This is a genomic window from Nevskia sp., assembly GCF_051860985.1.
Lineage (GTDB): Bacteria > Pseudomonadota > Gammaproteobacteria > Nevskiales > Nevskiaceae > Nevskia.
Genome location: NZ_JBIMKV010000027.1, coordinates 21,400 through 32,604, shown reverse-complemented (window position 1 = coordinate 32,604; position 11,205 = coordinate 21,400). Strand labels below are relative to the sequence as shown.

Sequence of the window (11,205 nt, the reverse complement as noted above, 5' to 3'; positions counted from 1 at the left end):
AGCCTCGACTACCTGACACCCAACGAGTTCAAGGCTGCACTGAAACTTTCAACCCAACAGGGCGCCAGCCTCTAGGCTCCGCTGGTCCGAAGAATGCCGGCAGGTCAGATGAACGAAGCCGATGCCGAACGGACGTCGCAGCATTTCCGCGAGACGCAGGGGAATGGTGGCCACGAGATCGGTCGATTCGAGAATGCTGCCAATCGCATTGAAGTGCGGCACGGTTGCCCGGATGCGCCGCTCGATGCCCTTGCGCTCCATCAGGCGATCGATTTCGCCATGGCCGGTGCCTGGCGACACGACCACATGCTCGGCGCCGGTGAAGTCGGCGAGGTTGACCGTGGCCTGCTTGGCCAGCGGATGCTCGCGACGGAAGGCCAGCACATAGTTCTGCCGGAACAGGCGCTGCCTGAAGAAGCTGCCCTGCAGCTGCGGCAGCAGGCCGATCGCGATATCGATGCGGCCGGCTTCCATGTCGTCCTTCAGGGTCGAGGTCAGGCTGCGGGCAACATTGATGCGCACGCCGGGCGCCTGCTGGCAGACCTGGGTCAGCAGTGGCGGCAGGAAGAACATCTCGCCGAGATCGATCAGGCCCAGCACGAACTCGCGCTGCGCACTCGCGGGGTCGAAGTGCACCTGCTGGTTCATCGCTGCGCGAATCGAGTCCATCGCGTAGGCGATCGGCTCGGCAATCTGCTCGGCGAGCGGTGTGGGCAGCATGCCCTGGGCGGTGCGCAGGAACAGCTCATCGCCCAGCAGGCTGCGCAGTCGCTTGAGGGCGTTGCTGACGGCGGGCTGCGACACGCCGAGGGACTCGGCTGCGCTGGATACCCGACGTTCGATCATCAGCTGATGAAAGACCCGCAGGAGGTTCAGATCAAGGTCATTAAGATTCATCGGTCTGGCAATCGAAGGATGCGCTTGTCGTCGTCCCGATCAGGGACGCCCTTGCGTCGCAATGTGAGCAAGGCTTTGGATGTCAGCTTCGCGCGACCGCAGCCCTTAGTGTCCCCCGATATGCAGGCGTTGATCATTCAGCACGATGATGCCGTTCATCATCATGGTCCTATTGAACGGATAACTGGAGTTGCCGATGCTATGACCAATCCGGCATCTGCAGGATCCTGTCATGGACCGCAGCGCGATTCATTCGATTCGCGCGCGGCCAGCAGATGATCGCAATCGGTGCGCGCCTTATCAAATGAGTTCCTGACCTTGCAGATCACGACCGCGGTCATCCAACTGGTTGCCGACCATGTCCGCTGAAGGCGGAGCAGCCGGCTATCGCATCCAGTTCGCCGAAGGCGGACCGGAGTTCGCCTGCATGCCGGGCGACACCATGCTTCGCGCGGCCCTGCGGAGCGGCGTGAGCTTGCCGTATGAGTGCGCGTCCGGCGGTTGCGGCGCCTGCCGCGTGCAGCTGAAGAGCGGCGAGGTCGAGGATCTCTGGCCGCAGGCTCCGGGATTGCCGACGCGCAGTCGCGATCGCGGTTATCGGCTGGCCTGCCAGGTCCGTCCCCATTCGGATTGCACGATCGCCGTGCGTCTGCCGGCCGCCACCGAGCCTTCGGTGCGTCCGCGCCGGCAGCGGGCGAAACTGCGCTCGCGCGAGACGCTGACGGCAGACATGGCCCAGTTTTCGTTCGTAGCCGCCGAGGCAGCCGAGTTCCTGCCAGGCCAGTTTGCGCTGCTGAGTCTGCCGGGTGTCGTCGGCGATCGCGCGTACTCGATGTGCAATCTCGCCAACGAGGACGGCGAGTGGCGTTTCACGATCAAGCAGATGGTCAACGGCGCCGGCGGCAAGGTGCTGTTCGACAACATGAAGGTCGGAGACGAGATCGTGCTCGACGGCCCGTATGGTCTGTCGTACCTGCGCGCCAGCAGCCCTCGCAACATCGTCTGCATTGCCGGTGGATCAGGCCTGTCGCCGGTGCTGTCGATCCTCGCCGGCGCAGCCCGCAGCGGCCACGCCGACCGGAAGATGACGTTGTTCTTCGGCGGTCGCCGGCCTGCCGATTTGTGCGCCGATCACCTGATTGCGCGCGACGAACTGCTCGATGCGCGGCTGACACGACATTACGCCATTTCGGATCTCGAAAATTCCGAGGGCTGGAGCGGTGAGCGCGGCTTCATTCACGAGGTTGCGCGTCGCAACATCGAGGCGGGCGGCGATCCGGCTGGCAACGATTACTACTTCTGCGGCCCGCCGCCGATGACCGACGCGGTGCAGCGGATGCTGCTGGAATTGAAGGTTCCGGTGAACCAGATCTTCTACGATCGCTTTGTCTGATCGAACACCGGCGCGGCCAGGCGTGCCGGGTAGAAGAGAAGAAGGTGACGGGTGGCTGCACAGCCACCCGTTTGCGTTTGGCGAGGCGATCGCGCAGGGGCGCATCTGCAGCAGATACACCGTGACGCCTCCATTGGCTCTGCCAGATACGCTGCGGCCTCAGGAACGTTCCTTCAGCAGCTGGCACCGAAGCTGGACTCGTCCGGTGCCGCTCGCACTTCCTGATGCCGAGAACTGAGGCGCCGGCTGCAGTTGCCAAGGCCGCCGATGGCCGCTCGATTGGCCGTTCGTGATGACCCGCGTGCTGCGCAGCTGAACGCTTACCGACCTGAATCACGGTGTCTGATGGCAATTGCACGATCGCCTTGCGGTACAAGCGAAGACGTGCGCGCCGGCGGATGACGACATGATCGGGAAATGCCGATGATTCCCGGTTGGGGTCGTCGATAACCGCATCCCGATCGGTCGACCCCGAAAAGAAAAAGCCCGGCCCCACGTTGGCCGTGGGGCCGGGCTATTGCCTGCAGCTTCGTCTGTTAAAGACCGAGCGAGGCGCGGAACGTTGCGGTGGCCTGCTTTGCGGTCTCGGCGGCTGCCGGAGACTCGGCCAGCGCGCTGGTGTAGGCGTCGATTGCGGCGTCTGCGAGCGGCGTCCACTTCGCGATCCAGCCGCGGATCACGTCAGCATTGCCTTCGGTTTCCATCGCCAGCTTGACCAGCGATGCCGCCCAGCGCCGGTGGCGGGTGGCGTCGATCAGCTCGGCATCGGCCAGCAGGCTCATCACCAGGTCGCCATTGCGGCGGCCGATGTTGCCAAGCAGGCGCAGCATGCCTTCTTCGATCGCCGGCTTGGCAACCAGATTCAGCGCGACGAAGCACTCTGCCCAGTCATAGGCCACGAGCGTCTTCTCCATCAGCTCGCGGAAACCCTGCCAGGCGGGGTCCTGCTCCCAGTACTGGCGTTCGTCCTTGCCGAAACCCTTGTCGGCAAACGTGCCTTCCAGTTCCTTCGTGCGGTAGGCGATGTGGCTCAGCCAGCGGAACGAGTCCATCGCCTGGAACGAAGCGCAGTTCTCGATGGTGCTGGCCGGCGCCATTTGAGCCAGGTAGGCCGACGCCATCTGCACGGTGTGCAGCAGGTAGCGGCCCGGCGTGTAGAGGCGGGCGAGGGTGCCGGCCCACTGCGGGGTCAGCGCCTGGTCATGCTCACGGGCGTTGAACTGGTCGAACAGGCTGTAGACGTAGGTTTCCTGGCCGTCCTGCATCAGGCAGTAGGTGCGGTAGATCAGTTCGTCCGGGTCGCGGAAGCTGTTCCAGTCCTTGTGCTTCAGTGGGCTGCCGTTGCGGTGCTGGACATACCAGCGATTCATGAACACGTTCGGATCGAGCTCGTACGGTGCAGCCGAGCCGGGGCGGTCGTTGTACTGGAGGTTGACCGAAACGATCTCGTATTCGCTGGGCTTGCGCCGGCGAGCCGCGAGATGGCTCCAGGTCTTGAGGGGCTTGAGAACTTCAACGTCGCTCATGGCAGATTCCTAGAAAGTCTTTTCGAAGTAGAAGCGGATGTACTCTTCGGCGTTGTCGATACGTCCCGAAAAGGAGCTGAGCTCGACTTCGAGATCACGCATCTGGAACGGCTGTCCGAGCATTTCCTCGATCGTGGCGCGACGCAGGATCATTTCGCCGTCGGTCGAGATCCGCACATAGGCGACCTTGTCGTCGATCGCGATCGTTCGATCCGGGTTGTCGGCCTCGGCGGCCTCGGCCACGGCCTTGGCCAACGCGCCCTGGCGAAGCACGGGGCCAACGCGGTTGTTGAGATGTGCGGTGCTGATGTCCTTGCTGCTCACGGGCGGCCTCAGGTTGCGGAAAACAGGGGCTTGATGCCCTCGACCTGCACGAGCACCTCGCCGTTCTCGATCTTGATCGGGTAGCGTGCCAACTGCGTGTGGTCCGGGTTGATACCCTTGCCGGTATTTCCGCAGAAGCTCCACTGATGCGCACGGCAATGCACCATCTTGCCGTCGAACTTGCCTTCTACCAACGGAATGTCCTGATGCGGGCAAGCACCCTGGAACGCGCAGGGCTCGCCACCTTCCGGCCACACCACCAACACTTCTTCGCCGTCGACCTCGAAGGCTTCCATCTCGCCTTCCCAGAGATCATCCAGCTTGCAAACCTTGTGAAATGTCATGGCGGATGCTCAGTGACGCGGCTCGCGAAGGTTCGCGGTCGAGCCTTCCCAGTAGATTTCGACGCATTCCATGGGGCGCAGGCCGGCATCGGCGACCTTCAGGTCGCGCGCAAACGGCTCGCTCGCACCCTGGCGACGCACGCGAAGCACGCCCGGACGGGCCTTCACCCGACGACCGACCGAATGCACGGCAGCCGCAGCGGCGACTTCATCCATATTGTTTTCGGTATCAACGGCAACCAGCTGGAGAACGAAGTCCTCCTGAAAATTCGATGTCAGCGGAAACAGAGCCATCGCGCCCTCTCCTCCTAAATGTGCGGTCGTGTTTGTTGTAGTTGACCTGAGCGGTCACCGGCGGGCAGCGCCCGCCGGTGACCGTGGCAACGTGCGTGATCAGCTGGCCTTCTTCAGGCGTTCGGCACGGACTTCTTCGACCCACGCGAACTTCAGCGCGTCGTCGCCCATCTCGCCCGGTGCCAGGCTCATGTACTTCAGTGCACCACCGAGGTCCGGCGGCTGGATCTGGCCATCGAGGAAGCGGTCGACCAGCGACTGGTGATCCTTGTAGCGACCCGGCTCCTGCTCGAAGACCCAGCGGCAGCCTTCGGAGCAGAAGTGGTAGTCACGACCGGCGTAGGTGAGCGGGAAGTCCCGCATCGTCCACTTCGGGCCCGGCGTGTAGTTGATCGGCAGCTGGCACATGTTGCACACGACCGGCAGCGTCTCCGGCAGCGTCTTCGCCATGTTGCCTTCGAGCGCGTTCTCGGTGATGACGTCCCAGCAATGGCCCCAGGTGTCGTTCCAACCCGGGTACTTTTCTTCCAGCCACTGCCGCTCGGCCGGCGATACGCCTGCCGCCGGGTTCCACCAGACGGTTGGGCGCCAGAACCATACGCCGAGGTGCATGCCGTGGTGCTGTTCGTCGATTTCCTTCAGGAAGTTGTCCCAATACCACGGCTTGTCGAGGCCCAACTCCAGCAGCGAGCGCTCGAACTGGCCGACGATCCATTCCTGCATGAATTCCTTGAACGACTGCTTGCGATGCTCCAACGGCGTGTAGTAGTCCATCGCCGGGCCGGTCAGGATCGAGAACAGCTTCCAGGCGCGCCAGATCGAGATGTCGATCAGGCGCTGCGCTTCGGCCTTCTTGCCATTCTTGACCAGGATCTGGACCAGCGGGCCGCCGATCTGGGCGTGGCGCGATTCGTCGGTCTGGATGCTCGAGATCAACGATGAGAAGCTCCAGTCGCCGGCTTCGGCGGCGTCGGCCGCCAGGCCGAGGAACTGCATGTTGGTGAACCCGGTCTCGAACGCGAAGGTCAACATCAGCCCGACGCCGACTGCGCCACGCGTGACCATCATGTCGTCGAAGAAGTGGCGCGCGGCGAGCATCGCCCACTCGTTGGTGTCGTAGGCCTTGAAGGCCCAGTCGAACTGGCGATCCTTGGAAACGTACTGGTGCGGGAAGAACAGCTGAATCTGGCTGTGCCGGATCTCGTCCATCATTCCGAACGTCGCCATGTTGCGCATGCCCGGCGCGCGACCGAAGCGCACCATGCGGCATTCGGCGCTGGAGGCCGAGTACTCGCCGCGGGCAATGGCGCCGAAGTGCGACTTCAGCACCGCCAGCCAGCCCGGCGAGGCAGTTTCGTAGATCTTGCTGCGCTCGAGCGCCGCCTTCACCGAGTAGGCGCCGGCGTCCTTTTCGCGCTGGATCTTGACGTACTCCGGATACGTCGTCTTGTACGGCTCGTCGTACTCCTCGAATGCCTCTGCGGCAAGTCCGAAAGCGCAGGTCAGCTCTTCCGGAAACAGTTCCTGGTCGCTTACGTACTTCGGCGTCCAGTTGGTGTTCCGGGCGATGTCGTACCAGTCCAGCCGATTCAAAACAGTCATTGCGTACTCCTCCGTGCACAACGGAAACTTGCCTGGGGTCAGCCGCAACCCGCAGGGTCGTATCCGGATCGATAGTTGAGGTTCGAGTATCAGGTGGTGGGACACCCGCAGCAATGATCGCGGGGGCGATTTGCACGCGCCATCAGCCGTATTGCACACCGCGTCATGTCCCACGTGGCAGGTGGTGCAAACACAGGCGCTGCAACTAGGTGAACAAGCCGCTAAATGCCCGCTGTACGACGATTTATTTGTGAAGCAGCCGCCTGTGATGCCGCGAGTCGACCAGCGCCGCCCGGCTCCTGACTGACGTTGGCGGAACCGCCTTCCGCCGAGGCGTTCGCGTTATCACTCGGCAACGTGGACGCACGCGCACCAGATAAACAGCGAATAGCTATCCGCCAGTGACCCGCGCAGGATACGAAGCACGCGGACAGGCGCTGCCAGCAGGCCCTCAGGGTGTGTCAGGACAGCCAACAGAACAACGAATGAACGCGTGCGAGGCCAGGAGCGAGCGCTGTTCTTCAACGCGATGCGAAGCGAGAAAGTTTGTGCAATGCATCATCTTCGCGTTGTGCACTGAAGGACAGATGAATTGCACAAGTTGTCATGCAGCACGACGTGGGCTTTGAATAATCTTCAACTTGCGCGGGGTCGTTGCATCACGCCCTTCGACAATGAACAGGAGCCGGAATCCGGCCCAGCCCACAGTGAGGAGAGAACATGAGGAATCCACCCGGCAGAATGACTGGTCCGGCTGCGCTGCGGATCATTGACCTGTCTTCGACTGGTTCAGGCCGGGACCTCGGTTCCGCAGCAATGCGAGAGGCCGGGGCGCGCTAATGGATAGTTTTCGTTTCCGACTTGCGGCGTGGATTGTCAACCGTCGCAAGAGTGTCGGCATCTTCTTCATTCTCGTCACCCTCCTTTTTGCTGGTGGCATTCCCCAGCTCGACATCCGCACGATCTTTCAGGATCTGCTGCCGACGGATGACCCGTTTGTCCAGGCTTACCGCGATCACCCGAACTTCGGTGATCCGCTGACCGTCACGATCATGCTGAAGCGGACGGACGGCAAGAACATCTACAACGCCGATACGCTGAAGAAGGTCTGGGAACTGACGCGCGACGTCGATCTCATCGAGGGCGTGAACCACGATCGAATCCTGTCGATCACCACGGAAAAGGCGACCTTCGCCGAGGCGACCGCCGAAGGCATCCAGATGATGCCGCTGATGGGCAACGAAGTGCCCACCGAGCCGAAGGACCTGGCCGAGCTCGAGCGCCGCGTCGAGCGTTCGCCGATGGCGCGTACCTACCTGGTTTCGGCAGATCAGACCGCTACGCTGCTGCGCCTGTCGTTCCTTGAAGACAAGCTGGATTACGGCGTGGTCTTCGGAAAGATCAATGAGCTGGTCGCCAATGCCACCGACGCCAACCACAAGTTCAGCGTCGTCGGCCAGCCGATCCTGACCGGCTGGGTCTATCGCCTGCAGGGCCAGACCTACGCAATCTTCGGCGTGACGCTGACCCTGCTCGTGCTCGCGCTGGCGTTCTACATGCGGAACGTCACCGGCATTGTCGTACCGGTGGTCTGCAGCTTCGTTGCCGCGATCTGGGGCTTCGGCATGGTCGGCTGGCTGCGCTCGCCGATCGAACCGCTGCTGATGGTCGTGCCGCTGCTGCTGGTGGCCCGCTCGTTCTCGCACTGCATCCAGTACACCGAGCGCTACTACGAGATCTACGCGCACATCCGCGATCGCCGGAAGGCATCCGAAGTCACGCTGGCCGTGATGATGGCGCCGAGCGTGCTCGGCATCATGACCGACGTGATCGCGATCTTCGTGATCGGCGTGGCGCCAATTCCGGCCATGCAGCGGTTCGCGCTGTTCTGCGGCATGTGGGCCGTTTACCTGATTCCGACCGGCGTGATGCTGATCGCGATCCTGCTGTCGTACCTGCCGCCGCCGAAGAACATCGACGCCATCGTTGGTGGCGAGCGCGAGAAGGGCATCCACAAGGTGCAGAAGATTCTGCTCAACGGGATGGCCAAGCTGACCTACGGCAAGCGTGCGGAGTACACGCTGATCGCGGTCACGGCGCTGACGACGGCTGCGATCATGCTGGCGTTCCGGATTGCCATCGGTAACCCGGTCGAAGGCAGCAACCTGCTGTGGGACAAATCGGAATTCAACACGGCGGTCCGCGACATCAACAACCATTTCCCCGGCGTCAACTCGCTCGAGATCATCTTCGAGCAGAAAGATCTGGAGAACATGGAAAACCGTGCGACGCGCTCGGCGGAAGTCTACGAACTGTCGCAGATGATCCAGAAGGCGGCTGAAAGCGCAGCCCAGCCGGCCCGTGCGACCCGTTCTTTCTCCGACATCATGGAAGAAGTCAACCGCATCTACTCCGGCGGCCATCCGGCCTGGATGTCGATCGATCCGGATGAGGAGTCGGTGAAAGCAGCGGGTACATCGGTCGCCTTCGGCCAGAACCCGCTGAACTTCGCGGACATGACCGACTTCCGCTACCGGCATTCCACGGTGTCGCTGTTCTACCGTGACAACAAGCAGGATACGGTCAACAACGCGCTCGCTGTGGCACGCAAGGCGGTGGACGAGGTCGGCCTTGATCACAAGAACGTCCGCATCCGTCTGGCGTCCGGCACGATCGCGCTGCAGGAGTCGATGAACAGCGTCGTGCAGCGCTACCACTGGATTCTGGTCGGTCTGTGCTGCGTGGCGATCTTCATCATCGCGACCTATGCGTACCGCTCGATCGTCGCCGCGATCATCCTGCTGATTCCGACGCTGCTGTCGAACTTCTACCTGCTGGCCACGATGCACGCGATGGGCATCGGTCTCGACATCAACTCGGTGCTGGTGACCGTGCTGGGCGTCGGTGTCGGTATCGACTACGGCATCTACCTGCTGTCGCGAATCTGCGAGGAGTACCACGCGCAGGGTTCGGACTGGGGCAGGGCGATCACGCAGTCGATGGTGACCACCGGCAAGGCGATCATGTTCACGGCGACCATCATGCTGGTGGGCATCCTGCCCTGGTACTTCCTGTCGGATCTGAAGTTCATGGCCGACATGGGTCTGCTGCTCGCCGCGATCATGCTGATCAACATGGTGCTGGCGCTGATCGTTCTTCCGCTGCTCGTGTGGATCGTCAAGCCGCGGTTTGCAACCAGAACGGACCTGATGGTTGGTGAAGGCATTGATCTCTCGCAGTTCGAAGTCGGAGATCAGGAAAAGGTCGCACACCCCGGGGTGGGGCATGGCAAGGATTCGGTTGTCCTGGCCAATAAATAAAAAAGTTTGTCAGTACGCCGGTTTGTCGTCCCCGGTACTTGATCGGACGGTGAGAGTGCATTTGTCGCTCACAAGCGAAACGAGGAGATTTCAATGAGAATCAGAAAGTACGACGTAGATTATGGCCGTCGAAAGCTGATGGAATCGGTTGCATACGGTCTCGGCGGTGGCGTGTTGATGCCGCTCGATCAGCTGTATGCCAAGGAAATCGACAACATCAGCAAGGCCTATCCGGAAGAGCTGATGTCGATCGAAGTCCAGAGCAAGGGCAAGGTCAAGGTTGGCGACTACATCACCAAGGACAACGTCGAGTACGTGAAGCACCTGCTCGACCCGGGTGCGATCGAGCAGATCACCGGTCCGGAAGGCCGCAAGATTCGTATCAAGGCGCCGACGACCAACCCGCGTGATCTCGTGGCTGCGGCCTATTACGACGCCACCGTCGCCGACGTGAAGTCCGGCCATCGCGCCAAGTGGGATGCCAACGGCAACCCGGTGGACGAGAACGGCAACCGCTGGCAGGGCGGCCTTCCGTTCGTCAACGCGAAGGACGGCAAGGAAGTCTGGTGCAACATGGGCATGAGCATCGGTCGTGCCGATGCGGCCTGCTACGTGATCGAGCAGAAGGACTACGGCGCCGACGGCAAGCAGGAATACCACTACAACTTCCAGTGGGTGGAGCTGAACAGCACCGGTCGTACCGACCGCAAGGTGTTCAAGGGCCTCGACACCGAACTGCGTCGCCAGAGCGTGTACTTCGCGGCCGATCCGGACGTTCGCGGCACGTCGTTCCTCAGCGTCTGGGATTACGACCAGCGCAAGATCCCGGGCCTGTACGGCTACCTGCCGTCGTTCCGTCGCGTTCGCCAGTTCCCGGCCAACCAGCGCTTCGAACCGCTCGTTCCGGGCGCCGTCTGGTTCCTGAGCGATCCGTGGGCTGCCGGTGACCCCTTCCTGACCTGGGGCAATCACAAGATCGAAGAGCGCAAGCCGATGCTCGGTCCGTGGGCCTCCGAGTTCGAGCGGCACGACGACAACTGGGAGCCGCCGCGTCAGAAGGACAACCCGAAGTTCTTCGACATCGCCTATGAAATGGCGCCGGACGTCATCGTCACCAGCTGCGAGCCGACCGGTTATCCGCGTTCGCCGGTGTCCAAGCGTGTCGCCTATGTCGATGCCCGCAACAACATGGCCGCCAGCAACATCCGCTATGACCGTCAGGGCAAGCTGTGGTCGAACTTCGAAATGGCGCACGGCCAGTTCAAGGGCGGCGGCAAGGATGGCAAGCGCTTCATCAAGAGCGCGGACGGTGTGAATCCGGGCTGGTCGTGGACCTATGTGCACATCTACGACTTCCAGAACCGCCGCATGTCGCTGTGCAACCACAGCAAGGGCGCTGCTGGCGTTATCGCGCGCTTCGACGCGGATCCGGAATGGCTGTTCAACACCTACTGCACGCCGCAGGCGCTGCAGGCACTCGGTCGCGCCTGATTTCTCCAGGCTGA

At 62.1% G+C, this 11,205-nt stretch carries 9 protein-coding genes; 3 read left to right on the top strand and 6 right to left on the bottom strand.

The annotated features are described in order from the left end of the window. Window positions 1-48 precede the first annotated feature (48 nt). A complete protein-coding gene (locus ACTIGJ_RS18625; protein WP_439641828.1) occupies window positions 49-897 on the bottom strand; it encodes a LysR family transcriptional regulator in 849 nt (282 codons plus the stop codon). A gap of 358 nt (window positions 898-1,255) precedes the next feature. Here ACTIGJ_RS18625 and ACTIGJ_RS18620 point away from each other — a divergent pair, with 358 nt between their 5' ends. After that, window positions 1,256-2,290: a 2Fe-2S iron-sulfur cluster-binding protein gene (locus ACTIGJ_RS18620; protein ID WP_439641827.1), complete on the top strand. Its 1,035-nt coding sequence runs from the start codon at window positions 1,256-1,258 to the stop codon at window positions 2,288-2,290. A gap of 536 nt (window positions 2,291-2,826) precedes the next feature. Here ACTIGJ_RS18620 and ACTIGJ_RS18615 read toward each other — a convergent pair. From ACTIGJ_RS18615 to ACTIGJ_RS18595, 5 genes are all read right to left on the bottom strand, one after another. Continuing rightward, window positions 2,827-3,816, bottom strand: coding sequence for an aromatic/alkene monooxygenase hydroxylase subunit beta (locus ACTIGJ_RS18615; RefSeq protein ID WP_439641826.1), 990 nt, complete (start codon window positions 3,814-3,816; stop codon window positions 2,827-2,829). A gap of 9 nt (window positions 3,817-3,825) precedes the next feature. After that, window positions 3,826-4,140, bottom strand: a complete 315-nt coding sequence (locus tag ACTIGJ_RS18610; protein WP_439641825.1) for an MmoB/DmpM family protein — start codon at window positions 4,138-4,140, stop codon at window positions 3,826-3,828. An 8-nt stretch (window positions 4,141-4,148) separates the two neighbouring features. Beyond that, on the bottom strand, window positions 4,149-4,484 hold the full coding sequence (locus ACTIGJ_RS18605) for a Rieske 2Fe-2S domain-containing protein (protein WP_439641824.1): 336 nt from the start codon (window positions 4,482-4,484) through the stop codon (window positions 4,149-4,151). 9 nt (window positions 4,485-4,493) lie between these two features. Then, entirely contained in the window at window positions 4,494-4,778 is a 285-nt protein-coding gene (locus ACTIGJ_RS18600) for a toluene-4-monooxygenase system B family protein (protein WP_439641823.1), read from the bottom strand. Window positions 4,779-4,877: 99 nt separating this feature from the next. Next, complete coding sequence (locus ACTIGJ_RS18595; protein ID WP_439641822.1) at window positions 4,878-6,380, bottom strand: aromatic/alkene/methane monooxygenase hydroxylase/oxygenase subunit alpha; 1,503 nt, start codon at window positions 6,378-6,380, stop codon at window positions 4,878-4,880. Between the two features lie 839 nt (window positions 6,381-7,219). Here ACTIGJ_RS18595 and ACTIGJ_RS18590 point away from each other — a divergent pair. Together ACTIGJ_RS18590 and ACTIGJ_RS18585 are read left to right on the top strand one after the other, a co-directional pair. Continuing rightward, window positions 7,220-9,700 (top strand): efflux RND transporter permease subunit, encoded by a 2,481-nt coding sequence (locus ACTIGJ_RS18590; RefSeq protein ID WP_439641821.1) that lies wholly within the window; start codon window positions 7,220-7,222, stop codon window positions 9,698-9,700. Between the two features lie 138 nt (window positions 9,701-9,838). Continuing rightward, complete coding sequence (locus tag ACTIGJ_RS18585; RefSeq protein WP_439641820.1) at window positions 9,839-11,191, top strand: DUF1329 domain-containing protein; 1,353 nt, start codon at window positions 9,839-9,841, stop codon at window positions 11,189-11,191. The last annotated feature ends 14 nt before the right edge of the window (window positions 11,192-11,205 follow it).